23 protein-coding genes are annotated in these 23,143 nt (G+C 63.3%); 16 read left to right on the top strand and 7 right to left on the bottom strand.

Annotation, left to right across the window (positions count from 1 at the left end):
• Positions 1-7 precede the first annotated feature (7 nt).
• From ABEA02_RS18130 to ABEA02_RS18150, 5 genes are read left to right on the top strand one after another with little or no spacing between them, the layout of a single operon-like run.
• Positions 8-1,978, top strand: coding sequence for a heme lyase CcmF/NrfE family subunit (locus ABEA02_RS18130; protein ID WP_345534509.1), 1,971 nt, complete (start codon positions 8-10; stop codon positions 1,976-1,978).
• A gap of 1 nt (position 1,979) precedes the next feature.
• Positions 1,980-2,510, top strand: a complete 531-nt coding sequence (locus ABEA02_RS18135; RefSeq protein WP_345534510.1) for a DsbE family thiol:disulfide interchange protein — start codon at positions 1,980-1,982, stop codon at positions 2,508-2,510.
• On the top strand, positions 2,503-3,012 hold the full coding sequence (locus tag ABEA02_RS18140; protein WP_425584689.1) for a cytochrome c-type biogenesis protein: 510 nt from the start codon (positions 2,503-2,505) through the stop codon (positions 3,010-3,012). Before ABEA02_RS18135 ends, ABEA02_RS18140 begins: the two co-directional genes overlap by 8 nt.
• Before the next feature lie 18 nt (positions 3,013-3,030).
• Complete coding sequence (gene ccmI, locus ABEA02_RS18145) at positions 3,031-4,260, top strand: c-type cytochrome biogenesis protein CcmI (protein WP_345534511.1); 1,230 nt, start codon at positions 3,031-3,033, stop codon at positions 4,258-4,260.
• 4 nt (positions 4,261-4,264) lie between these two features.
• A complete protein-coding gene (locus ABEA02_RS18150; RefSeq protein WP_345534512.1) occupies positions 4,265-6,076 on the top strand; it encodes an ABCB family ABC transporter ATP-binding protein/permease in 1,812 nt (603 codons plus the stop codon).
• Positions 6,077-6,310: 234 nt separating this feature from the next.
• Here the strand turns inward: ABEA02_RS18150 and xdp1 are convergent, their stop codons facing one another.
• Both xdp1 and prsT read right to left on the bottom strand, forming a co-directional pair.
• Entirely contained in the window at positions 6,311-7,195 is an 885-nt protein-coding gene (gene xdp1 / locus ABEA02_RS18155) for an exosortase-dependent surface protein XDP1 (protein ID WP_345534513.1), read from the bottom strand.
• 183 nt (positions 7,196-7,378) lie between these two features.
• Positions 7,379-10,162, bottom strand: a complete 2,784-nt coding sequence (gene prsT / locus ABEA02_RS18160) for an XrtA/PEP-CTERM system TPR-repeat protein PrsT (RefSeq protein ID WP_345534514.1) — start codon at positions 10,160-10,162, stop codon at positions 7,379-7,381.
• A 299-nt stretch (positions 10,163-10,461) separates the two neighbouring features.
• Between prsT and ABEA02_RS18165 the strand changes: the two genes are divergently transcribed.
• The 4 genes from ABEA02_RS18165 (at position 10,462) to ABEA02_RS18180 (ending at position 13,565) form a co-directional block, all read left to right on the top strand.
• Positions 10,462-11,373 (top strand): transporter substrate-binding domain-containing protein, encoded by a 912-nt coding sequence (locus tag ABEA02_RS18165; protein ID WP_345534515.1) that lies wholly within the window; start codon positions 10,462-10,464, stop codon positions 11,371-11,373.
• Positions 11,374-11,435: 62 nt separating this feature from the next.
• A complete protein-coding gene (locus ABEA02_RS18170) occupies positions 11,436-12,173 on the top strand; it encodes an amino acid ABC transporter permease (protein ID WP_345534516.1) in 738 nt (245 codons plus the stop codon).
• Entirely contained in the window at positions 12,170-12,826 is a 657-nt protein-coding gene (locus ABEA02_RS18175) for an amino acid ABC transporter permease (protein ID WP_425584691.1), read from the top strand. Before ABEA02_RS18170 ends, ABEA02_RS18175 begins: the two co-directional genes overlap by 4 nt.
• Before the next feature lie 10 nt (positions 12,827-12,836).
• The gene (locus tag ABEA02_RS18180) at positions 12,837-13,565 is read left to right on the top strand and encodes an amino acid ABC transporter ATP-binding protein (protein ID WP_345534518.1); all 729 of its coding nucleotides are present in this window, start codon (positions 12,837-12,839) and stop codon (positions 13,563-13,565) included.
• Between the two features lie 7 nt (positions 13,566-13,572).
• On the opposite strand, the gene ABEA02_RS18185 is transcribed toward ABEA02_RS18180, so the two are convergent.
• From ABEA02_RS18185 to ABEA02_RS18195, 3 genes are read right to left on the bottom strand one after another with little or no spacing between them, the layout of a single operon-like run.
• Positions 13,573-13,923, bottom strand: a complete 351-nt coding sequence (locus ABEA02_RS18185) for a carboxymuconolactone decarboxylase family protein (protein ID WP_345534519.1) — start codon at positions 13,921-13,923, stop codon at positions 13,573-13,575.
• Positions 13,924-13,931: 8 nt separating this feature from the next.
• The gene (locus tag ABEA02_RS18190; protein WP_345534520.1) at positions 13,932-14,129 is read right to left on the bottom strand and encodes a YgaP family membrane protein; all 198 of its coding nucleotides are present in this window, start codon (positions 14,127-14,129) and stop codon (positions 13,932-13,934) included.
• Positions 14,130-14,178: 49 nt separating this feature from the next.
• Positions 14,179-15,054, bottom strand: a complete 876-nt coding sequence (locus tag ABEA02_RS18195) for an MBL fold metallo-hydrolase (RefSeq protein ID WP_345534521.1) — start codon at positions 15,052-15,054, stop codon at positions 14,179-14,181.
• Positions 15,055-15,137: 83 nt separating this feature from the next.
• Here ABEA02_RS18195 and ABEA02_RS18200 point away from each other — a divergent pair, with 83 nt between their 5' ends.
• The 6 genes from ABEA02_RS18200 (at position 15,138) to ABEA02_RS18225 (ending at position 18,989) form a co-directional block, all read left to right on the top strand.
• Positions 15,138-15,452 carry a metalloregulator ArsR/SmtB family transcription factor gene (locus tag ABEA02_RS18200; protein WP_345534522.1) on the top strand — a complete coding sequence of 105 codons (315 nt, stop codon included), beginning with the start codon at positions 15,138-15,140 and terminating at the stop codon, positions 15,450-15,452.
• Positions 15,453-15,457: 5 nt separating this feature from the next.
• On the top strand, positions 15,458-15,889 hold the full coding sequence (locus ABEA02_RS18205; RefSeq protein ID WP_345534523.1) for a YeeE/YedE family protein: 432 nt from the start codon (positions 15,458-15,460) through the stop codon (positions 15,887-15,889).
• 3 nt (positions 15,890-15,892) lie between these two features.
• Entirely contained in the window at positions 15,893-16,312 is a 420-nt protein-coding gene (locus tag ABEA02_RS18210) for a DUF6691 family protein (protein ID WP_345534524.1), read from the top strand.
• A complete protein-coding gene (locus ABEA02_RS18215; RefSeq protein ID WP_345534525.1) occupies positions 16,312-17,115 on the top strand; it encodes a sulfite exporter TauE/SafE family protein in 804 nt (267 codons plus the stop codon). Before ABEA02_RS18210 ends, ABEA02_RS18215 begins: the two co-directional genes overlap by 1 nt.
• Before the next feature lie 204 nt (positions 17,116-17,319).
• Positions 17,320-17,712: a hypothetical protein gene (locus ABEA02_RS18220; RefSeq protein WP_345534526.1), complete on the top strand. Its 393-nt coding sequence runs from the start codon at positions 17,320-17,322 to the stop codon at positions 17,710-17,712.
• Positions 17,713-17,789: 77 nt separating this feature from the next.
• Positions 17,790-18,989 (top strand): 4Fe-4S binding protein, encoded by a 1,200-nt coding sequence (locus ABEA02_RS18225; RefSeq protein ID WP_345534527.1) that lies wholly within the window; start codon positions 17,790-17,792, stop codon positions 18,987-18,989.
• 9 nt (positions 18,990-18,998) lie between these two features.
• Here ABEA02_RS18225 and ABEA02_RS18230 read toward each other — a convergent pair whose 3' ends face one another.
• Positions 18,999-19,145, bottom strand: coding sequence for a rhodanese-like domain-containing protein (locus ABEA02_RS18230; RefSeq protein ID WP_345534528.1), 147 nt, complete (start codon positions 19,143-19,145; stop codon positions 18,999-19,001).
• Positions 19,146-19,476: 331 nt separating this feature from the next.
• Between ABEA02_RS18230 and ABEA02_RS18235 the strand changes: the two genes are divergently transcribed.
• Positions 19,477-21,672 (top strand): PhoX family protein, encoded by a 2,196-nt coding sequence (locus ABEA02_RS18235; RefSeq protein WP_345534529.1) that lies wholly within the window; start codon positions 19,477-19,479, stop codon positions 21,670-21,672.
• A gap of 43 nt (positions 21,673-21,715) precedes the next feature.
• Here the strand turns inward: ABEA02_RS18235 and ABEA02_RS18240 are convergent, their stop codons facing one another.
• The gene (locus tag ABEA02_RS18240) at positions 21,716-23,143 is read right to left on the bottom strand and encodes an HlyD family type I secretion periplasmic adaptor subunit (protein WP_345534530.1); all 1,428 of its coding nucleotides are present in this window, start codon (positions 23,141-23,143) and stop codon (positions 21,716-21,718) included.

Genomic DNA, 23,143 nt, shown 5'->3' on the forward strand with positions numbered 1-23,143 from the left:
CATCACCATGATTCCTGAACTCGGCCACCTGTCCCTCATTCTGGCCATGCTGATCTGCGCTGTGATGGGCACCCTGCCTCTCATCGGTGCCCAGCGTGGCGATGCCACCTTGATGCGCCTTGCAAGGCCTGCGGCACAGATCCAGTTCGCACTGGTGCTGCTGTCTTTCCTGTGTCTGACGCAAGCCTTCATCGCCAACGACTTCTCGGTCGCCTACGTCGCCTCGCACTCCAATACGCAGCTGCCCGTGTGGTATCGCATTACGGCCGTGTGGGGCAGCCACGAGGGCTCGCTACTGCTGTGGGGCCTGATGCTGTCGGGCTGGACGCTGGCTGTGTCGCTGGCGCGCAACCTGCCCGAAAGCTTCGTCGCCCGCGTGCTGGGTGTGCTGGGTCTGGTCGCTACGGGCTTCCTCGCCTTCACGCTTTTCACGTCCAACCCTTTCACGCGCCTGATCCCTGGCGCGCCAGAGGGCAACGACCTCAATCCGCTGCTGCAAGATCCGGGCATGATCATCCACCCGCCCATGCTCTACATGGGTTACGTGGGTTTCTCCGTAGCCTTCGCGTTTGCCATTGCGGCCTTGCTGAGCGGCCGCCTTGATGCGGCGTGGGCGCGCTGGTCGCGCCCCTGGACGCTGGCGGCCTGGGTGTTCCTCACCATCGGCATCGCACTCGGTTCGGGCTGGGCTTATTACGAACTGGGCTGGGGCGGCTGGTGGTTCTGGGACCCGGTCGAGAATGCCAGCTTCATGCCCTGGCTGGTCGGCACGGCATTGATCCACTCGCTGTCGGTCACCGAGAAGCGCGGCGCCTTCAAGAGCTGGACCGTACTGCTCGCCATCGCGGCTTTCTCGTTATCGCTGCTGGGCACCTTCCTCGTGCGCTCCGGCGTACTGACTTCGGTACATGCCTTTGCGAGTGACCCGACGCGTGGCGTGTTCATCCTGGCGCTGCTGGTCTTCGTCATCGGCGGTTCGCTTGCACTGTATGCTTGGCGCGCCCCCAAGCTGGTGGGGGGTGGTCAGTTCGATGGTCTATCGCGCGAGACCTTCCTGCTCACCAACAACGTCCTGCTGGCCGTGGCCGCGGCGACAGTGTTGCTCGGCACGCTCTACCCGCTGGCCGTAGACGCGCTCAGTGGCGCCAAGCTGTCGGTCGGCCCGCCCTACTTTGAGGCTGTGTTCTACCCGCTGATGGCGCCGGTCGTGCTGCTCATGGTGATCGGCCCCTTCGTGCGCTGGAAAGGCCACGCCTTGCAGCCGCTGCTGCGCAAGCTGGCCCCGGCGTTCTTCATCAGCGCTGTGATCGGCGTCGGCAGCGCGGCGGCGCTGAACGTGCTGAGCTGGCGCAGCGCGCTGGGCCTGAGCCTTGCTGCCTGGGTGCTGCTCGGCAGCCTGAAGCTGCTGCAGGAGCGCCTTGGCGAACGTCGCGACTCCGGCCTTGCTGCGAAGCTGGGCAACATTCCCTCGGCATGGTGGGGCATGTGGCTCGCACACCTGGGTATCGGCATCTTCATCATCGGTGTGAGCCTGGTGCGCAGCCTCGAAGCCAACGTCGACGTGGCACTGAAGATCGGCACCAGCACCGCGCTGGCCGGCTACAGCTTCAAGCTTGACGAGGTGCGCGAAGTGCAAGGCCCCAATTACCGCGCCGCGCGTGCGACGCTGACACTGTCTCGCAACGGTATGACGCTCAACACCCTGCACCCTGAAAAGCGCCTCTATACGGCCCGCAATATGCCGATGACGGAAGCCTCGATCGACAACGGTGTATTCCGCGACATCTACGCCTCGATGGGTGATGCGGTGAACAACGACACCTGGGTCGTGCGCCTCTACTACAAGCCCTTCATCAGCTGGATCTGGCTGGGCTGCCTGATGATGGCCGGCGGCGGCATCCTGGCGGCCACCGACAAACGCTATCGCAAGCAGGCTGCGCGCGAAGCGAAATCTGCCGCCGTGGCGCAGGGCGCCTGAGATGAAAACCAAAGCCCTCATTCCACTTGCCATCTTCATCGCCCTTGCCGTGCTGCTGGGCGTAGGCCTCAAGCTGAAGCCGCGCGAGATCCCCTCGGCACTCATCGACAAACCCGCACCGGCTTTCCAGCTTGCGCAGTTGCAAGAGCCCGACAAGTCCCTGTCGCTCGCCAACATGAAGGGCCAGGTCTGGCTGCTCAACGTATGGGCTTCGTGGTGCGTGGCCTGCCGCGAAGAGCACCCGGTGCTGGTCGACTTCGCGAAGCAAGGCCTGGTGCCGCTGATCGGCCTCAACTACAAGGACAAACGCGATGACGGCCTCAAGTGGCTGGCCACCGAGGGCAATCCCTACACGCTCTCCATCGTCGACCCCGAAGGCCGCACCGGCATCGACTACGGCGTGTACGGCGTGCCCGAAACCTTCCTCATCGACGGCAATGGCCGCATCCGCTACAAGCACATCGGCCCGCTGACGCAGGAAGTGCTCGACAAGATCCTGCTGCCCAAGATCGCGGAGCTCAAGCGTGGTTGACCACTCAAGAGGCGATACGCAATACGCCCCCTGCCCTCAATGGAACCTGGGGAGCGCGCTGCGCACCATCACCATTGCAGCGGCACTTCCATTCCTCAGCACGCAGCCCCTCGCCGCCACGGACCCCGTGGTCGAGGCCCGTGTCATGAAGCTGGCCGAGACCCTGCGCTGTCTTGTCTGCCAGAACCAGTCGATTGCGGAATCGAACGCTGACCTCGCCAATGACCTCAAGCGCCAGGTGCGCGAGATGATCGCGGCCGGCAAGAGCGACGACGAGATCCGCGACTACATGGTGGAGCGCTACGGTGACTTCGTGCTCTACGACCCCCCCGTCAAGACCAGCACCCTGCTGCTGTGGGGTGGCCCCGCAACCCTGCTATTGCTCGCACTGGGCGGCTTTGCGCTGACGGTGCGCGCACGCCGCAACCAGCAAACCACAACGTCACTCAGCGATGCCGACAAGGCCCGCGCACGCGCCCTGCTTGATTCGCCCGACGCCTGATCTCCGCGCTCCCTCCCCATGACACCATTCTTCCTGTTCATTGCGGCCGCACTGGCGCTCCTGCTGATCGTCACCGCCCTGCTCTTTCGCCCGCTGTGGCAGGGGCGCGCGATTACGACCGATGCGGAAAGCCCGGCGCTGAGAGTGCTGCGCGAGCAGCGCGCCGACCTGGATCGCGAGCTGGCAGCCGGCAAGATTACGGCGGAAGCGCACGCCCAAACGCTCGGCGAGCTCGAAGCCCGCGCACTCGCAGAGTCGGAAGCGCCTGAACAGTCCCTCGGCAAACCCCGCCGCGTGTGGGCGGCAGGGCTTGCCCTCGTGCTGCCGCTGGCGGCCGTCGCGCTGTACCTGTCGCTGGGCAACCTGCAAGGTCTGAACCCGCGCGCCACGGCCGCGTTGGCTGAAGACGCCGCGCCGACTGCTGCGCAAATCGATGCCATGGTGGCCGGACTCGCCGACCGCGTGAAGCGCCATCCGGACGATCTCGAAGGCCTGCAGATGCTGGGGCGCTCGTACATGGTGCTGGGTCGCTTCGCCGAGGCAGAAACCACGTTCGCGCAGCTCGCCAGCAAGAAGCCCGAAGCGCAGACCTATGCCGACTGGGCAGACGCCGTCGCCAGTCGCCAGAACCGTTCGCTGGAGGGCGAACCGGAAAAGCTCGTGCGTCAGGCGCTCAAGCTCGACCCCAACAACATCAAGGCGCTCGCGCTGTCCGGTACGCTGGCTTTCGAGCGCAAGCAATTCAAGCTGGCCGTCGCCGACTGGGAAAAGATCGCGGCACGCGTACCGCCAGAAAGCGAGTTCGCTCAATCGGTTGATGCGATGCTGCGCGAGGCGCGCCAGCGTGGTGGCATGCCGCAGAAGCAAGCTGGCGCGCCTTCGCCTGTGACGCCGTCGCCGGCAGCGGCTTCGCCACTGAAAATGCGCGGCACCGTCACGCTCGCAGCGGCGCTGCGCGACAAAGCCTCGCCAGACGACGCCCTGTTCCTCTTCGCCCGCCCTGCCGCCGGCGGACCGCCGTTCGCAGGCATGCGCTTCAAAGTCAGCGAGCTGCCAATCCAGTTCGACTTTGCGCAGGCCCAACTCATGATGGGCTCACCGGACCCGAAGCAGAAGGTCATCATCGGTGCGCGCATCTCGAAGCGCGGCAACGCGATGCCGCAAGCGGGGGACTTGCAAGGCCTCACGGCCGAGACCGCCATGGATGCCACGGGCATCCGCATCGAGATTGCCGAGGTCGTGAAGTAAACGCATGCGCCGCGCCGCCAGCCTGCCGCAAGCCGCGCCCACTGCGCCCGGAGAACTGAATCTCTGGAAGACGCTGCGCTCGCTGCTGCCTTATGTGTGGCAGTACAAGTTTCGCGTTGCGCTGGCGCTGATCTGTCTGGTCGGCGCCAAGGTCTCCAACGTTGCCGTGCCGCTGGTGTTCAAGCACGTCATCGATGACTTGAGCCTCACTACCGGACAAGCCTTGCTGATCGTCCCCGCCGCGCTGCTGCTGGCCTATGGCGCGCTGCGCTTTCTCACCTCGGCCTTCACCGAACTGCGCGAACTGCTGTTCGCACGGGTGACACAACAGGCCGTGCGCAGCATTGCGCTCGAGGTGTTCCAGCATCTCCATGCGCTGTCACTGCGCTTTCACCTCGAACGCCAGACCGGAGGCCTGACACGTGACATCGAACGCGGCACGCGCTCCATCGGCTCGCTGATCAGCTACGCGATCTACAGCATCCTCCCCATCCTCGTGGAGATTGCGCTGGTACTGGGCATCATGCTGCGCAACTACGACGTGAGCTTCGCACTGATCACGGTGCTCACGCTGTTGAGCTATATCGTCTTCACCATCACCGTCACCAACTGGCGAACGGCATTGAGACGCCAGGCCAACGAGCTCGATTCGGCGGCCAACGCGCGCGCCATCGACAGCCTGCTCAACTACGAGACGGTGAAGTACTTCAACAACGAAGGCTACGAAACGCGCCGCTACGACGAACAGCTCGGCGCCTGGATGAACGCGCAGATCCGCAACCAGTTCTCGCTCTCGGCGCTCAATGCCGGACAGGCGCTGATCATCGCCATCGGCGTCACGGTCATGATGTGGCGCGCCGCAGCGGGCGTTGCCGCGGGCCAGATGAGCATCGGCGACATCGTGCTGGTCAATGCCTTCCTGATTCAGCTCTACATCCCCCTCAACTTCCTCGGCGTGCTCTACCGCGAAATCCGCCAGTCACTCGTCGACATCGAGCGCATGTTCGGTCTGCTGCGCACCGAGCGCGAGATCCAGGATGCGCCGGACGCCGTCGCCCTGCCACACGGGCCGGTGCATCTGCGCTTCGAATCGGTCGGCTTTGCCTACGACCCGCGCCGTCCGGTGCTCGAAGACGTCAGCCTGAGCATTGCTCCGGGCCAGACCGTCGCCGTCGTCGGCCACTCCGGCGCCGGCAAATCCACGCTGTCACGCCTGCTGTTCCGCTTCTACGATGTCCAGCAAGGTCGCATCACGCTCAATGGCACCGACCTGCGCCACTACACCCAGGCCAGCCTGCGGCAGGCCATCGGCATCGTCCCGCAGGACACCGTGCTGTTCAACGACAGCATCCGCTACAACATCCAGTACGGCCGCCCCGAAGCCAGCGAAGCCGAAGTGCTCGCTGCGGCACGCGCCGCCCAGCTGCACGACTTCATCGCCAGCCTGCCTGATGGCTACGAAACCCGCGTCGGTGAGCGCGGCCTCAAGCTATCTGGCGGCGAGAAGCAGCGCGTCGCCATTGCCCGCGCCCTGCTGAAGGATCCAGCCATCCTGATCTTCGACGAAGCCACCTCGGCGCTCGACTCCAAGACAGAGAAAGCCATCCAGTCACAACTCGAAGCTGCAGCCGTCGGCCGCACGGCGCTGATCATCGCGCACCGCCTGTCCACGGTCATGAACGCCAGCGAGATCATCGTGCTCGATGGCGGACGCGTCATCGAACGCGGCACGCACAAGGCCCTGCTCGAAGCACAAGGCAACTACGCCCGCATGTGGGCCCTTCAGCAGCAAGACGAACACGGGCGCGACGATTGATGCGGGACACGCGATAGCTGCGCCAGGCACGTGTCGGGTCTTTGACATGGCCCTACGGCAAAAGCGCCCGCGTGGCTATGTCAGGCTAGCTGCTGGAAGCAAGGAATCCGGAACGACAAAAGAGAAACGGCAGCCGAGGCTGCCGTTTCTCTTTTTTGAAGCACCGATGCTCTCTTCTTGATTTTTATACTGCTGTACTGCTGTACTGCTGTACTGCTTTACTGCTGCTTGCGCTTACTTCCTGAACTTGCGATTCGCTGCGACACCGGCCAGTGCCAGACCCGTCAGCAACAAGGTGCCGGGTTCCGGGACTTCCGTGGTCGGGGTCGATTGGTCCGCAATCGAGACCGACAGCAGCTTCATGTAATCGTCACCGCAGTCCAGGTCGCCGGCTGTGCCCGTGGCGCTTTTGGTGCTGCTGTTCGAGCCGCACGATGCTGCCGTGCCGGCGGGGTTGTAAGCGCCGATCAACCAGTATGAGGAGCTGACCTTGCTGGCATTGATAGCTTCGGAGCCCGTGCCAACATCAGCATAGTTGCCGACCACGATCCAGCCAGACGACACGAGGCCGCTGGCGCTGCTCAACAAATCTGCGTAGGTGGCGCCGTCGAGCACCGGTGTGCCGGTACCGACATAGGCCCAGACGCTGAGGTCGGAGTCATAAGGCGCGTAGCCGATCGACAGGGCGGACAGGGTGACGCTCTTGCTGAAGCTCAGCAGGGCCATGTCGTAGCGCTGGTTGTTGTCGATGGCGTGCTCGGGGGCCGTGTTTTCGTATGTGTCGCCTGCCGAAGAAGCCTGGTCGCGGTTAGTGATGCCCAGACCGCCGCCGGAGTAGTAACCCAGATAAGCGTCCTGCAGGACGGCATTGGCGTTGGTCGCTGCGCTGCTTGCGGTACCCGTATTCGAATAAGCCTTGACGGTCATGGAGATCGCCGAGCCGCTGACCGATTCGGTCGCGGTGTAGGAACGGGTGTTGCCGTAGCAGCTGGTCGTGAAGCTGTCGCAGGTCGTAGATGCAGACCCTGTCGACGTGAAGTTGTAGGTTGCCGAAGCCAGCACGGCTTGGGAGCCAGCCAGCGCAGCAAGTACAACAGCGGTTTTGAGGATGCGGGACATGAAAGCCTCGATAAATCCGGTTTCTTTGCAGACCTTGTAGCAAGCATCAGTCCACAACAATAATTTCAATAAATATCAATAGCTTGAATGCAGCAAAAACAAGCGACTGACACAGAGCGTCAAATTTGGCGACAGGTCGGATTGTGTTCAGCGGAATAGTCTTGGGGAGGCTGCGAGCACGACTCAGCCACCCAGCTCCCGGTTCAGCGCACGCGCCTCTTCCTGCGCCTCGAACGCGCTGCCGGCCTTCAGCACCGGCGCCAGCTCTTCGCGGGCTTCGGCCTTGCGGCCCAGCTTGCCCAGCGTCCAGGCCAGGTGATAGCGGGTCTCCAGGTTTTCGGGGTTCCGCAGACGCGCATCCCGCAGCAAACGGAGGGCGGCATCATACTGCCCCGCCTGGGCCTGACTCCAGCCGTAGGTGTCGATCACATTGGGGTCTTGCGGCGCCAGCTTCCACGCGCGTTCGGCGACCGACATGGCACTCGGGTCACGCAGCTTCTGCAGGACGGTGGCGAGATTGTTGAGGATGCCGACATCGTCGCGCCGTACGGCGAGAACCTTTTCGAACTGCTCGCGCGCGCCCTTCCAGTTGGCTGTCCGCATGTGCACCTCAGCGAGCGCAGCACGGGCGCCGAGGTCGGTGGGGTGCTTGGCCAGCCAGGCGTTAATGGTGTCCTGCGCCTTGCCCGGGTCCTTGCCCAGCAACAGCGCGTGCACAACGCGCTGAACGGCGATGGTCGAGGGCTCGCGGTCCAGGGCTGCGCGGTAGGCGTCGGCCGCAGCGGCGGCATTACCGCGCGCTGTCGCGAGATCGCCAGCGATGCGGAAGCCTTCGGCGCTCTTCGGGTAGCGCGTCTGCAGCTCGTGCGCAAGACTTTCCGCCTTGGGCCAGGCCTTGCGCGTCAGTTCGGCATCCGCCATCAGCGACATGGCCCCCAGGTTGTTGGGCGCAGCGGCGAGGGACTTCTGCGCATTCCACGCAGCGCCATCGGCATTGCCGGCGAGAAGGTGCATGCGACCAATGCGCAATTGCAGAAGCGCGTCGTACTCGGCAAGTGAGGTCAGCTCCTTCAGCGACTGCAGCAGCCCGGGGCGGTCGCCGGCAGAGAGCTGTGCCTGCGACAGTGCCGACAACGCATCAATGTTGCCGCGGTTCGCATCGACGAGCTCCTTGGCCGTCTTCACGGCCTCTGCCGTCTTGCCGCTCGCCAGCTGCGCATCCACCAGCGAAATGCCTGCGCGTACGTTGGTCTTGCGCTGCAGGAAAGCCTGCTCAAACCAGCGCAGAGCCTCGGCCCTGCGCCCGATAGCCTGCTCCAGCTGCCCCATCTCGTACATGGCGTTGTCATCATCACGAGTACGGTTCAGCAGGGCGCTCAGGCGTTTGCGTGCTTCTTCCGTACGGCCCTCCGCGCGCTCCAGCTTGGCGAAATTGAGCACGGTGGGCGCAAAGTTCGGGTCCTTGGCGAGTATGGATTCGTAGATCTTTCGCGCACCGGCCAGGTCACCCGCCGCTGCATGCACCGCCCCCTGCGCGTTACGTGTAGCGAGGTTCTCGGGCTCGGCCTTGGCGACCGCGTCGATGACGGGAATGGCCTTGGCGCCCTGATTGCTGCTGAGGTACTGGGTCGCCAGAGCAAGGCCGACCTTGGGGTCCCCCGGTTTACGTGCAAACGCCAGCTCGAGACTCTTGACGCCCGCAGCACCTTCCCCGAGACCAAGCTGCGTGAAGCCGATGGCTGCACGCACTTCAGCTGAGTCGCCCCCCGCCTTCAATGCGCGGTCCAGCAACTCGGAGGCCTGCACATAGCGCTTCTGCGCCAGACGCATCTGCCCCATGAGATACAGCGTCTGCGGATCATTAGGCAGACTGCGCAGGATGGGGTCCAGCGTGCGCTCGACCGATGCGTAATCCTTGCTGTCGAGATAAATGGACGCCAGCAGCTTGCGCGCGCCGAGGTTACGGGAGTTCAGGTTGATCACGGATTCGAGATAGGCGCGCGCCTTCACGAACTCGCCGAGCCCATGGTGGCCGACGCCCCCGAGCATGAGGAACTGCTCCCTCGTCGCAAGCCAGGAGGCCGGCAAGCCATCCACGACTTCGACGATTTTCTTGAGCGAGGCCTGTACCTCTGCTGTCCTGCCCTGGCGACCGGCGATGACTGCACGCAGATAAGCCACCCGCGCCTCGTCCGGCACCAGCTTCTTCAGCTCTTCCAGATCTTTGGCCGCCTCGGCGTCGCGCTTGAGATCGAGCAGGATGGAAGCGCGTGCAATCCTCGCATCGACGTGCTGCGGGTCGAGCTGCAGGGCTTTGCTGTAACGCTCCAGTGCCGTCTTGATATCCATCGCAGCATGCGCTGTCGAGGCATGCATGTTCCAGGCATCCGCGCTGTTCGGATCTATCGTGATTGCTTTCTCGCTGAGCGCTTTAGCCCGATCAATCTGCGCCTGCGTCAGCAGCACCGGAATTTCCGAAACCAGGGGAATCAGCGAATTGGCATCAAGGCCACGCGCCGTCTCGAAACTGCGTGCAGCCGCCGGGTAGTTGCCCTGCTCGGCGTAGGCGATGCCGCGGATCGACAGCACCTCGACGCGCGACGCCACTGGCAGGTCATCCGGATTCAGCCTCTCGATGATCTGCTTGGGCTGCCCCAGTTGCAGCCAGACACGCCCCAGCGAGGGATAGACCTCGCTGCGGCTGACACCCAGTTTCAGCGCTTCGTTGAAAGCCGCCTCGGCCGCCGGTGGATTACCCGACCGCAACAGCGCCTTGCCCAGCAGCACATGAGCCGCCAGCAGCTTGTTGTCCTGTTGCAGTGCATTCTTGAGCTGGATGATGGCGCCCGGCACGTCGTCTTTCTTGTACCGCGCCAAGCCGTCCTCGTAATAACGCGCAGCACTGGCTGAATCGGCCGCACTGATAGCCGGAATGCCCGCCAGAGAGAGCGCGACACAAATATTCACGATCCGCGCAAAGCGGAAATTTCGAGCGGGCATGGGCAGAGAAAAGACGGTTTTCGGGCCCTCAGTATAGGGCCTCCATAAGGCGCAATCCGTGACAGGATGCCCGTGGGTCGGCCGTTTGCACTGAAGTCTTGGCAGCACTGCGGGAATCCACGATTGTGACCAGGCCACGCAGCATGCCAGCGTATGGCCACGTTGCCGACCGCGGCCGTGGCTTTGCTCCCTCAGGTCTCTGGCCCGCTTGTTGCAATACATTCCGGGTTCTCAAACCCATCTTTTCTCCACAGGAGGTCTGTACGATGAAATTACTGCTCATCGCCGCTGCCGTCGCCAGCACCCTGAGTTTCAATGCTCATGCCCAGAGCGCGGAAGAACTTACCGGCACGCTCAAGAAGGTCAAGGATTCCGGCACGCTGACCCTGGGCATCCGCGAATCATCCGGCCCTCTGTCCTACCTGGATGGCAACCAGAAGGTTGTCGGCTACCACATCGACATCTGCTACAAGATTGTTGATGCCGTAAAAGCCAGGCTCAAGATGCCTGGCCTCAAGGTCGCCGAGCAGGTCGTCACCTCGCAGAATCGCATTCCACTGACCGTCAATGGCACCGTGGATCTTGAGTGCGGATCAACCACCAACAACGCCGACCGCCAGAAGCAGGTCGCCTTCGCGCCGACGACCTTCGTGACCAACGTCCGCATGGCTGTCAAGAAAGCCTCGGGCATCACCGAACTCGACCAGCTGTCCGGCAAGCCGGTTGCGACCACGACGGGCACCACCAGCGTGGCCCTGATGCGCGCGCACGAAAAGGGCAAGAACGTCGACTTCAAGGAGGTTTATGGCAAGGATCACGCCGACTCTTTCCTGATGCTCGAATCGGATCGCGCGGTCGCATTTGTGATGGATGACAACCTGCTGGCCAGCCTGATCTCCAATTCGCAGAACGCTGCCCAGTACGCCATCGTGGGGCCGGCCCTGTCGACCGAGCCCATTGCGATCATGCTTCGTCGTGACGACCCGCAGTTCAAAGCGCTGGTCGATGACAGCGTCAAAGGTCTGATGAAGTCCGGCGAGATCAACAAGCTCTACACCAAGTGGTTCCTCTCCCCGATTCCGCCGAAGAACATCAGTCTGAACTTCGCGATGAGCGACGCCCTCAAGGGCGCGATCGCGAATCCGAATGACAATCCGGCTGAGTCCTACAAGAAGTAATCGCAGTCGCAGTCCAGCGCGGGGCCTGCTCCGGCCCCGCGCCACAACAACAAGGAGTCGATGTGAATTACAACTGGAACTGGGGAATCTTCCTCCAGCAAGTCTCGTCCAGCGACCACACTTTTCTGGACTGGATGTTCATCGGTCTGGGCTGGACAGTCGCCGTCTCGCTCACCGCCTGGCTGATTGCGCTGCTTTTCGGTCTCGTCATGGGCACCCTGCGCACCGTGCCCAACCGCCGCGTCGCCATGATCGGCACCATCTGGGTGGAAATCTTCCGCAACATCCCCATTCTGGTGCAGCTCTTCCTGTGGTTCTTTGTCGTGCCCGAACTGCTTCCGCGTGATCTGTCGATGTGGGTCAAGCAGGACATGCCGGCCAAGGAATTCATTACCGCCGCCGTTGCTCTGGGATTTTTCACCTCGGCGCGTGTCGCCGAACAGGTACGCGCCGGCATCCAGAGCCTGCCGCGCGGGCAGCGCAATGCGGGTCTTGCGCTGGGCTTCACGCAGGCACAGACCTACCGCCACGTCATCTTGCCGATGGCCCTGCGCATCATCATTCCGCCGCTCACTTCCGAGTTCATGAATACCTTCAAGAATTCGGCCGTCTCGTTTGCCATCGGCGTATGGGACCTGACCTTCGTCTCACGGCAAATGGTGGAAGAGTCCGGCGGACAGGTCATCGAAACCCTCACCGTCGCAACGCTGCTGTACTTCCTTTGCGCCTTTGCTGCCAACCGCCTGATGCTGTTGATTGAGCGGCGTACCCGAGTCCCCGGCCTGATTGCGAGTCACTGATGAGTTTCGATTTCAGCGTCATCCCCAACAGCCTTCCCTTCGTCTGGAAAGGCTTCCAGTTCAGCCTGGCCCTTACCGTCATCGCCACCTGCGGCGGCGTCGTGCTTGGCACCCTGCTCGCACTGGCCCGTCTGTCGAGCATCAAGTTCTTGCGCACCCCGGCTGCAATCTATGTCGACACCCTGCGCTCGATCCCGCTGCTGATGGTGATCCTCTGGTTCTTCCTGCTGATTCCCTTCGTTGTGCGCATCAAGCCGGAGACCTCTGCCCTCATCACCTTCACATTGTTCGAGGCTGCCTTCTTCTGCGAGATCATCCGCGCCGGCATCCAGAGCATTCCGAAAGGGCAGGTGAACGCCGGCTTCGCCATAGGCATGACTTACTCGCAGAGCATGCGATACGTCATCCTGCCGCAGGCCTTCCGCAACATGGTGCCGGTGCTGCTCACCCAGGTCATTGTGCTCTTCCAGGACACGTCGCTGGTGTACGCCATCGGCGCATCCGACCTGCTGCACGCGGCCGAGGTAACGGGCAAGACCTACAACCGCCCGGTTGAGATGTATACCTTCGCAGCGCTTATCTATCTCGCCATCTGCTTCTCGCTCTCCACCCTGGTCAAGCGCCTGCACAAGCGCATCGCCATCATTCGCTGAGTTCAACGACATGATTGATATCAAGAACGTTTCCAAGTGGTACGGCAAATTCCAGGTCCTTACCGACTGCAGCACCAATGTCCAGAAAGGTGAAGTGGTCGTCGTCTGCGGCCCCTCGGGCTCCGGCAAATCCACGCTGATCAAGACGGTCAATGCGCTGGAGCCGATTCAGCAAGGCAGCATCATCGTCAATGGCACCAGCGTGCACGACCCCAAGACCGATCTGCCCAAGCTGCGCTCGCACGTGGGCATGGTGTTCCAGCACTTCGAACTCTTCCCTCACCTGTCGATTACGCAGAATCTCGCCATCGGTCAGGTCAAGGTGCTGGGTCGCAAGTCTGATGAAGCCATCGAACGCGGCCTCAAGCTGCTCGACCGCGTAGGCCTCAAGGCGCACGCCAACAAGTTCCCCGGCGAACTCTCGGGTGGTCAGCAACAGCGGGTCGCCATTGCGCGTGCCCTGTCGATGGACCCGATCTGCATGCTCTTCGACGAACCCACCTCGGCACTCGACCCCGAGATGATCAACGAGGTGCTCGACGTCATGGTCGAACTCGCGCAGGAAGGCATGACCATGATGGTGGTCACACACGAGATGGGCTTCGCGCGCAAAGTGGCGCACCGGGTGATCTTCATGGATCAGGGCCACATCGTTGAGGACGCCAGCAAGGACGACTTCTTCGGCAAGCCCCGGTCAGAACGCGCGCAGCAGTTCCTGTCGCGCATCCTGCAGCACTGAGGCGCCGTCAGGCGGTGTTCGACAACTCGTCGAACGCCGCCAGCGCGTTGGCGGAGTACATCAGCGACGGGCCGCCGCCCATGTACACCGCCATCGCCAGCGTCTCCTCCAGCTCGGCTTTGGTCACACCCAGCTTCACGAGCGTCTGCACGTGAAAGCCGATGCACCCATCGCAGCGTGCGGCCACGCCCAGCGCCAGTGCGATGAGCTCCTTGGTTTTGCGATCCAGCACGCCGTCGCTGGACGCCGCCTTGCCCAGCTCGTTGAAAGCCTTCATCACTGCCGGCAGGTCTTCGCGCAGTGCGCTCAGGTTCTGACCGATGGCGCGCGTGTGTTCGCGGTAGTTCGGGATGCTCATGGCGTACCTCAGTCCGCTTGCTTGACGCGGCAGGTGCTCAAGCCGAACGGCAGGTAAGCCGGACAGAAACGGAAGATGCCTGTCGCCAACGGCACGACGCCGACCCAGCCCCACGCCCCCAACACGCCTGTCGCTGCACCCGCGATGAGCGCAAGCCCCAACAGGATGCGCAGCGTACGATCAATGGTTCCGACATTGCTTTTCATGACGACTCCTTGTCTTGTGACATACAGGTTGTGACATACGGAGTAAAACTCAGAAAACGTTGACCGGCAGGCGCAGGTAGGACACACCATTGGCCTCTGCGGGCGGCATGGCGCCCGCGCGGATGTTGACCTGCACGGAAGGAATGATCAGGACGGGCACATCCAGCGTCGCATCGCGTGCCGTGCGCATGGCGACAAAGTCGGCTTCGCTGATGCCATCCCGAACGTGGATGTTGTGCGCGCGCTGCTCGGCCACCGTGCTGACCCACAGCGGCGCGCGCGGTGTCGGAGGGTAGTCGTGGCACATGTAAAGCTGCGTCTCCGGCGGCATGTCGAGCAGGCGGCGCACCGAGCGGTAGAGCGTTGCCGCATCGCCGCCGGGGAAGTCGCAGCGCGCCGTCCCCACGTCGGGCATGAACAGGGTGTCGCCGACGAACACCGCGTCGCCCACCTGGTAGGCCATGTCCGCTGGCGTGTGACCCGGCACATACAGTGCGCGCGCGCTCAACGCGCCGATGGCGAAGACTTCGTCGCCATTGAACAGGTGATCGAACTGCGAACCATCCGGTGCGAACTCCGCCTCCAGATTGAAGAGGCGCTTGAACACGCCCTGCACCTGCCGGATGCGCGCGCCAATCGCCACCTTGCCGCCAAGCTGCTGCTTCAGGTATTGCGCGGCCGAGAGGTGATCGGCGTGCGCATGGGTCTCCAGTATCCAGTCCACCGTCAGCGCCTCGTCCCGCACAAACGCCACCATGCGCTCGGCAAGCGTCGTGTGCGTGCGGCCCGACTTGGCATCGAAGTCCAGCACCGGGTCGATCAGCGCCGCGCGGCCGCCCGCGCGGTCGAACACCACGTAGGCCACCGTGCCGGTGACCGCGTCGTAAAAGGGCTCGATCTGTGGGCTCAGGCTTTGCGCAGGCATTTTCAACACCGTCCAAACAATATATTGCTTTACATACTATCAATGTATAAACTATTTTCAAGTAAATTGTTTGGATCAGATCAATGGAAGCCGCCTCCCTCGACATCGATCAGATGCGCAGCGCCGCCGACCAGGCCACCAGCGTGCTGCGCGCCCTCGCCAACGCCGACCGCCTGCTGCTGCTGTGCCAGCTCAGCCAGGGCGAAAAGGCCGTCAGCGAGCTTGAGGAACTGCTGGACATCCACCAGCCCACCCTCTCGCAGCAGCTGGGCGTGCTGCGCAACGAGGGTCTGGTGAGCACACGACGCGACGGCAAACGCATCTTCTATTCCGTCGCCGATCCCAAGGTGCTGCAGCTTCTCGGCACCCTCTATCAACTCTACTGCCCCGCACGGTGAGCCCCATGCAGATCGATCTGGACGCCTTTACTCCGCTGGCATCGCTGCTTGGCGGCGCACTCATCGGCGCCTCGGCGGCCGCGCTGGTGCTGCTGTGGGGCCGCATTGCCGGCATCAGCGGCATTCTCGGCGGCCTGTTGCAGTGGCCGGCAGACCGTATCTGGCGCCTGTGCTTCGTCGCGGGGCTGGTTGCCGCGCCGCTGCTCTGGCAGCTGTTCGCCGCGCTGCCCGTCATCCAGATCGACACCGGCTCCGTTCAGCTGGTCATTGCCGGCCTGCTGGTCGGGGTCGGTACGCGCTATGCCGCAGGCTGTACGAGCGGCCATGGTGTGTGCGGGCTCTCGCGCCTGTCGCTGCGCTCAATGGTGGCCACGCTGAGCTTCATGGCGGCAGGCTTCGGCACGGTGTTCGTGCTGCGCCACCTGGCAGGAGGCTGAACCATGCAGGCACTCGGCGCATTCCTCGCAGCCCTGCTGTTCGGCCTCGGCCTGATCGTCTCGGGCATGAGCAACCCGGCCAAGGTGATTGGCTTCCTCGACCTGGCGGGTCACTGGGACCCCTCGCTCGCTTTCGTCATGCTCGGCGCCATCGGCGTCGCGGCGCCGGCCTTCGCGTGGGCCAGGCGGCGCGGCCACACCCTGCAAGGAGCCACTATCACGCTGCCCGACACCCGCCAGGTCGACCGCCGGCTCATTCTTGGCAGCCTGCTGTTCGGCATCGGCTGGGGGCTCGCCGGCATCTGCCCCGGCCCCGCGCTGGTGCTCGTCGGTGCGCTGAATGTCAAAGGCATTCTGTTCGCAGCCGCCATGCTGGCCGGCATGCTCGTCTTCGCGCAGCTGCAGCGCAAACAGGCCCCCTGATGCTCTCCGCCATCCTGATCGGCCTGGGTGTCGGCGCCATCATGGGTATTACTGGCGCGGGGGGCGGCGTGCTCGCCGTGCCCGCACTGGTTGCCGGCCTCGGGCTCTCCATGCAGCAAGCCGCGCCCGTCGCATTGCTCGCCATAGCCAGCGCTGCAGGCGCCGGCGCCATCGAGGGCTTGCGCCACGGGCTAGTGCGCTACCGCGCCGCAATGCTCGTCGCGCTTGTCAGCCTGCCTTTCACCCTGGTGGGCGTCAGCGCTGCCCATGCGCTGCCCCATGAACGGGTGATGCAGATTTTCGTCATCGTCATGCTGATCACCGCCGTGCGAAGCTGGCGGCAATCAGCGCAAGCCGGGGGCCATGACGCAACGGCCACACTCTGTGCACTCGGCCCCATCCATCCATACAGCGGCCGCTTCATCTGGACGGCCACCACCGCCGGTGTGCTGGGCAGCATCGGGGCCGTGACTGGCTTCATGGCCGGCCTGCTTGGCGTGGGCGGCGGCTTCATCATCGTACCGATGCTGGGGCGCTTCACTCAGCTCTCAGCACACGGCCGTGTAGCCACTGCACTCCTTGTCATCGCCCTCATCAGCGTCGGCGGGGTGCTCAGCAACCTGTGGCATGGCGTAGAGATGTCACTGTCCCTGGGCGTGGTTTTCACACTCAGCGCCGTCAGCGGCATGCTGGCGAGCCGCCGCCTCGCTCATTTTCTCTCCCCTGCACATGTGCAACGCGCCTTTGCCCTGCTGTTGCTGTGCGTGGCGCTGGGGTTGGGTATCCAATCGCTCCGCAGCTGAACGCCTCACATCCCGATACAAATGCTCGCGCTTGTGAAACAGCTCGCAAGCGCAATCTGACCATACTGGACTCATACCACAGCACGGCATGCCATCCGGCTATGCCACGCAAAGCCCTCACCGGCCTCGCCGGTCGATGTGCCCAACAGAGACGAATCCGCCGCGCCTTTTGCGCTGGCGGTTACACCTGTCAAGGAGCGCATCATGAAAACCACCACTCGCATCACCCTCACCGCCCTCGCCGCCGCCCTGCTCGCCAGCGCAGCCCTCGCCCAGAACGGCCCTGCACGCGGACAAGGCGCCGCCGGCTTCGCGCCACAGGGCCATCTCACCGAACACTTTCAACTTGCCGACACCGACAAGGACGGCCTGCTCACGCGCGCCGAGACCGAGAAAACCTTGCCCCACATGGCGCAGCACTTTGATGCCCTGGATACGGATAAGGACGGCAAGCTGAGCCTCGCCGAAGCTCAGGCGATGCGCGCCCAAACCAGAGGTGGCATGCACTCCATGCAGACCGGAGCCGTCGGCAACCCGCGCGGCACAGGTCGCATGCAAGGCATGCGTGCCGAAAACTGCCCGGGACGCGCTCTCTGAGTGCATGTCACCGCACACGACAGCGCTCAGCCCACGCTGATCGCTGTCGTCCGCAGAGTCGATCAGGGAGAATCACCATGAGCAAGAACACCTCGCGCGTCCCGGCCTACCGCCTGCTCACCCAGCTGGCATTCCTGGCACTGGTCACGACAGCTGCCATTCGCCATCAGCTACTGGGCGGCGGCCCTGACGGCTCCGCGTCCATCGACGCCCTCTGTCCCTTTGGTGGGCTGGAGACCCTCTACAAGTTCGTCGCCAGCGGTGGCTTCATCAACCGCCTGTACTACTCCGACCTCGTGCTGCTTGCCGGGACCATCGCGCTGGCACTGATCGTGGGGCGCTACTTCTGCGGCTGGATCTGCGCACTCGGCACCCTGCAGGAGCTCTCGCGCAAACTGGGGCAACGCCTGTTCCGCAAGCGCCACTTCGTGATGCCCGCCGTCGCCGACAAGCCGCTGCGCTGGCTCAAGTACCTGGTGCTGCTCGGTACGCTGTACCTCACCTGGCAGACGGCCACGCTGATCATCCGCCCCTACGACCCATGGGCCGCCTACGCACACGCCTTCGCCGGCCTGGGCGAAATGTGGGCGGAGTTCGCTGTCGGCGCCAGCATCCTGCTGCTGAGCCTCATTGCCTCGGTGTTCTACGACCGGGTGTTCTGCAAATATGTCTGCCCGCTAGGTGCGTTTCTGGGCCTGACGACCAAGCTCGGCGCCTTCCGTATCCGGCGCGAGACGGATGCCTGCATCAGCTGCGGGCTCTGCGAGCAGAAATGTCCGGTCAATATCCCGCTGATGCGGCGGGACGTGATCCACTCCGCCGAATGCATAGCCTGCCTCGGCTGTACCACCACGTGCCCGACCGGCAAGCGCGGCACGGAGCATGAGGGCAAGAGCTTCCTGCACAACACGCTGGGGCGTTTCAAAGTGTCACCGGGATGGCTCGCCACACTGGGGCTGGCGTTGTTTCTCGGCACACTGGGCGCGGCAAAACTCGCAGGCGTCTGGCAGACGTCCCCCGCAACACTGACCGAAGTCGTCAGCACCGACGGCGCGCTGGACCCGGCCAACATCAGAGGCTTTATGACCTTGAGCGAAGTCGCGACGACCTTCCATGTTGATCTGGACACGCTCTATCGCGAACTGGGCTTCACGCAGGACAAGGTGCCCCCGGATACGCCGTGCAAAGCAATCCGCCAGAAACTTGGCGTCAGCGAAACAGAGTTCGACACACAGCGCGTACGCGATGCTGTGGCGCGTCTGCGCCAGCCAGAGTAGGCGGCGCGCTCACGGCTTCTGCAAGCGTTTGCGTGCCTCGTCCAGTCCGCCGTAGTTCTGCACATCCTTGTAGCCCATGCTGCGCAGCGTCTGCTGGGCAACACCCGAACGACGCCCCGAGCGGCAATACAGAATCACCGTATCGTCCTTGCTCACGCCGGCTTTGGATATCTGCTGCGCAATGACGGCATGGTCGATATTGATGGCGTTCCCAGGTGCCCTTCGGCGTACTCGTCAGGTGTGCGCACATCGATCAACACTGTCTTGCCCAGCGCAGGCCAAGGCACGGCCCAAAGAGCCAGCGACACAAGCATCCACCTCATGGCAACTCCCTTCAGCAACTGAACACAGGCATTGTGACGCAGGTGGTGAGCAAGCCATTAGCCCTCCGACAGAAACGCTACTCTAAAAGCCCCCACAGCCCCTGTCACGGGTTTGCAACATGGCCGCGCTACCGTGGCCGGCTTGACTGACAGGAGCCCGCCACATGAACCAGCCCACTCCCCCCGCTTTCGACGACGAAGACAACAACACATCCGCTAACCCGCATTTCGACAGCCTGCTGGCTGCGCGCATCAGCCGCCGCAACTTCATGGGCGGTGCTGTCGGCACGGGTGCCATGGCCGTCTTCGGCAGCCTGAGCCTGCCCGCAATGGCGGCTGCGGATCACAAGGCTGGCGTCAGCAAACTCGGCTTCAAGGCCATTGGCAAAAGCCTTGCCGACAAGGTGGTCGTGGCGGACGGTTACACCTACACCATCATCTACGCGCTGGGCGACCCACTCAACGCCAGCACACCAGCGTACAAGAACGACGGCACTGACACCGATTACGAGAACCGTGCCGGCGACCACCACGACGGCATGGAATGGTTCGGTCTGTCCGGTGACGGCAAGCCTTCCTGGACGGCAACCGAACGCGGCCTGCTGGGCATGAACCACGAAGCGACGACCGACTCGAAGCTGAGCTCCTTCTTCCTGCACGCTGATGGCGGCAAGATGAGCCTGCCGCGCCCGGCGAGCGAAGTCGACAAGGAACTCGCCATCCATGGCGTGTCGGTCGTTGAAGTGCGCAAGGCGCGCGGCAGCAAGTGGGCGTACGTCCCTGCCTCGCCCTTCAACTTCCGCCTGACCACGCAGACCGAGCTGGAAATCGCCGGCCCGGCGCGCGGCGACGCCCAGCTCGTCACCAAGTATTCGCCCGACGCCCTGCGCGCACGCGGCACGCTCAACAACTGCGGCACCGGCCGCACGCCCTGGGGCACGCTGCTGACGGGCGAAGAGAACTGGAACGGCTACTTCGCTCGCGCCAAGGGCGACGACGCCGCGCGTGGCAATGACAAGAGCGTATTCGCGCTCAAGCGCTACGGCCGCGCCGAAGGTTCGGCTTCGCGCCATGGCTGGGAGTCGGCTGGCAACGAAGACAAGTACGTGCGCTGGAGCAACAACAAGACCGGCACCTCGGCTGACGGTTCGGACGACTACCGCAACGAGATGAACACCTTCGGCTACGTCGTCGAGATCGACCCCTATGACCGCACGAAGAAGGCGAAGAAGCGCACCGCGCTGGGCCGCTTCGCACACGAGAGCGCCGCCTTCGGCAAGGTCGCCGCAGGCCAGCCGCTCACCGTCTACATGGGCGACGACGCGCGCAATGAGTACATCTACAAGTTTGTGTCGAACGCCAACTGGAATCCGGCCGACGCCAACGCGGCAGACCGCCTCGCTGTGGGTGCCAAGTACCTCGACGACGGCAAGCTCTTCGTCGCGCGCTTCAATGCCGACGGCACGGGTGAGTGGCTGGAACTGAACACCAGCAATCCGGCACTCGCCGGCTACAGCGCCTACCGCTTCGCCAACCAGGCCGACATCTGCATCAACACCCGCATCGCGGGTGACGCAGCAGGCGCCACCAAGATGGATCGCCCTGAATGGTGCGCTGTGCATCCGGTGACCGGCGAGGTCTATTACACGCTGACCAACAACAACAACCGCAGCGTCAATCCTTCGGGCACTTCGCAACTCGCCCCTGACTCGGCCAACCCGCGCGCCTACACCGACGTCAAGGACACCGCGACCCTGCAGAGCGGCAACCCCAACGGCCACATCCTGCGCATCCGCGACGATGGCAACAACCGCCTGAGCTGGGACGTCTACCTCTTCGGTGCCGAAGCGGGCGCGCCGCGTTCAATCAACCTCTCCGGCCTGACCCCCGACCAGGACTTCTCCAGCCCCGACGGCATCGCCTTCAGCCAGGCGACCGGCATCTGCTGGATCCAGACCGACGACAGCGCCTACACCGATGTCAGCAACTGCATGCTGCTCGCGGCCACGCCGGGCAAGGTCGGTGATGGCGAGAAGAAGACGCTCAGCTACAAGAAGGCCGATGGCAGCACGCTGTCTGTCGACACCTTCGTCGGCGCCCAGGCCACCGACAAGACGCTCAAGCGCTTCCTCGTCGGCCCGGTCGATTGCGAAATCACCGGCCTGTGCGAAACGCCTGACGGCAAGGCACTGTTCATCAACATCCAGCATCCGGGCGAGACGACCTCACCGGCGAATATCGCCGATCCGGCGAAGTACACCAGCCAGTGGCCTGCCAACGCCGGCTATGGCCCCGGCAAGCGCCCGCGCTCGGCCACCATCGTCATCACCAAGAAGGATGGTGGGCGTATCGGTAGTTGAGGATCAGGCTCAACGATCAGGGCCAGCGACCGCAGGCCCTGTTTTAACGCTCCCTCAAGCTTTCCTGCGAGTACTGGATAAGCGGGCTGAGGAAGTACTCGATCACGCGCCGCCGTCCCGTCTTGATCTCTACGCCCACCGCCATGCCCGGCGAAAGATTCACTGTCTTGCCTTCCACCACCAGGCTCGATCTGCTCATCTTGACCCTTGCGGTGTAGATCAGACCCCGCTTCTCGTCATTGATGGCATCCGTCGACACACTGGTAACCGTCGCTGGAATCGTGCCGTACTTGGTGTATTGGAACGTTTCCACCTTCACCGCAGCCACCTGTCCGGCATTAACGAAGCCAATGTCCTTGTTCTCAATCATCGCCTCAATCTCCAGCGGATTGTCTTTGGGCACGATGATCATCAAGGGCTCGGCTTCCTTGACGACCCCGCCAACGGTGTGAACGCTCAGCTGTTGCACGGTGCCGTCGACGGGCGCTACGAGCCGAGTATCGGCATTGCGGGAAGTCGCCTTGCGCAGCTCCTGCTCCAGGCTCGCTGCCTTCTGCACGCCCTCGTTGGCACTGTCGAGCGCATTGCGCCGGGTCTCAGTCAGCAAAGATACCTGCTGCGAACGGGCAGCCTGAAGCGCTGCCTCGATTTCCTGCAGCTTGCTGCGCTGATTGGCAAGATCACCCTCCAGCTCAATGCGTGCCTGTTCTTTCTCCAGGTAGCCATGCCGCGATACGAAGTTCTGATTGGCGAGATTCTTGTAGTCCTCCGCGCGCTGACGGGCAATCGGCACAGTCTGCTCCAGCTTGCGAACTTGCTCCTGCGTACTGCGAAGCTCGGCTTCGCGCTGGGCAATGTCAGAGGCCATACGACTACGCTTGGCCTGATATTCGCTGTACTGACTCGTGAGAAGGCTTTGTGCCTGTGCGCGCAGCAAATCATCCGCGCCATCCATCTTGCCCAGTACCGGTAACTGTCCGCTATCGAGCGCTTGCAGCAGCGCTCTGGCACGCTGCACCTGCAATCGGGCGCTGTTCAGTTCACTGGCGAGCCGATCCTGGTCGGCTTGGGTAAAGGTCGCATCGAGTTCTACAAGAACATCGCCAGCCTTGACAGCTTGCCCATCCGTCACGTGGATGGCTTTGACGGTTGCACGCTCCAGTGACTGCAGGGTCTTGACACGGTCATTGGGCACAATGCGTCCCTGCGCACTGGCCACCACGTCAATTCGCCCAAAGATGGCCCAAAGCAAGGCCAGCACAGCGAACGCAATCAGCAGCCACATGGCGATGCGAGGCGCGGGTGATACGGGGGTCTCCTGCAGGGAAAGTGCCGCCGGCAGGAAGTGGGCTTCGTGACTCGTATAGCCGGGCCCTTGCATGGCGCGCCGGTTCTGCCAGGCATGGGCGAAGACAATGCGGTAACGGTTGAAGAGATCGGCTGCGGCGAGGAGTCGAAGTTTGATACTCAT

Source organism: Viridibacterium curvum (genome assembly GCF_039544165.1).
Classification (GTDB): domain Bacteria; phylum Pseudomonadota; class Gammaproteobacteria; order Burkholderiales; family Rhodocyclaceae; genus Viridibacterium; species Viridibacterium curvum.

Bases quoted from the DNA above. Each gene is read 5' to 3' on its own strand.
- ABEA02_RS18130 (WP_345534509.1), top strand. From the start codon at position 8: ATGATTCCTGAACTCGGCCACCTGTCCCTCATTCTGGCCATGCTGATC.
- ABEA02_RS18135 (WP_345534510.1), top strand. From the start codon at position 1,980: ATGAAAACCAAAGCCCTCATTCCACTTGCCATCTTCATCGCCCTTGCC.
- ccmI (WP_345534511.1), top strand. From the start codon at position 3,031: ATGACACCATTCTTCCTGTTCATTGCGGCCGCACTGGCGCTCCTGCTG.
- ABEA02_RS18150 (WP_345534512.1), top strand. From the start codon at position 4,265: ATGCGCCGCGCCGCCAGCCTGCCGCAAGCCGCGCCCACTGCGCCCGGA.
- xdp1 (WP_345534513.1), bottom strand. From the start codon at position 7,195: ATGTCCCGCATCCTCAAAACCGCTGTTGTACTTGCTGCGCTGGCTGGC.
- ABEA02_RS18165 (WP_345534515.1), top strand. From the start codon at position 10,462: ATGAAATTACTGCTCATCGCCGCTGCCGTCGCCAGCACCCTGAGTTTC.
- ABEA02_RS18180 (WP_345534518.1), top strand. From the start codon at position 12,837: ATGATTGATATCAAGAACGTTTCCAAGTGGTACGGCAAATTCCAGGTC.
- ABEA02_RS18185 (WP_345534519.1), bottom strand. From the start codon at position 13,923: ATGAGCATCCCGAACTACCGCGAACACACGCGCGCCATCGGTCAGAAC.
- ABEA02_RS18190 (WP_345534520.1), bottom strand. From the start codon at position 14,129: ATGAAAAGCAATGTCGGAACCATTGATCGTACGCTGCGCATCCTGTTG.
- ABEA02_RS18195 (WP_345534521.1), bottom strand. From the start codon at position 15,054: ATGCCTGCGCAAAGCCTGAGCCCACAGATCGAGCCCTTTTACGACGCG.
- ABEA02_RS18200 (WP_345534522.1), top strand. From the start codon at position 15,138: ATGGAAGCCGCCTCCCTCGACATCGATCAGATGCGCAGCGCCGCCGAC.
- ABEA02_RS18205 (WP_345534523.1), top strand. From the start codon at position 15,458: ATGCAGATCGATCTGGACGCCTTTACTCCGCTGGCATCGCTGCTTGGC.
- ABEA02_RS18210 (WP_345534524.1), top strand. From the start codon at position 15,893: ATGCAGGCACTCGGCGCATTCCTCGCAGCCCTGCTGTTCGGCCTCGGC.
- ABEA02_RS18215 (WP_345534525.1), top strand. From the start codon at position 16,312: ATGCTCTCCGCCATCCTGATCGGCCTGGGTGTCGGCGCCATCATGGGT.
- ABEA02_RS18220 (WP_345534526.1), top strand. From the start codon at position 17,320: ATGAAAACCACCACTCGCATCACCCTCACCGCCCTCGCCGCCGCCCTG.
- ABEA02_RS18225 (WP_345534527.1), top strand. From the start codon at position 17,790: ATGAGCAAGAACACCTCGCGCGTCCCGGCCTACCGCCTGCTCACCCAG.
- ABEA02_RS18235 (WP_345534529.1), top strand. From the start codon at position 19,477: ATGAACCAGCCCACTCCCCCCGCTTTCGACGACGAAGACAACAACACA.
- ABEA02_RS18240 (WP_345534530.1), bottom strand. From the start codon at position 23,143: ATGAGTATCAAACTTCGACTCCTCGCCGCAGCCGATCTCTTCAACCGT.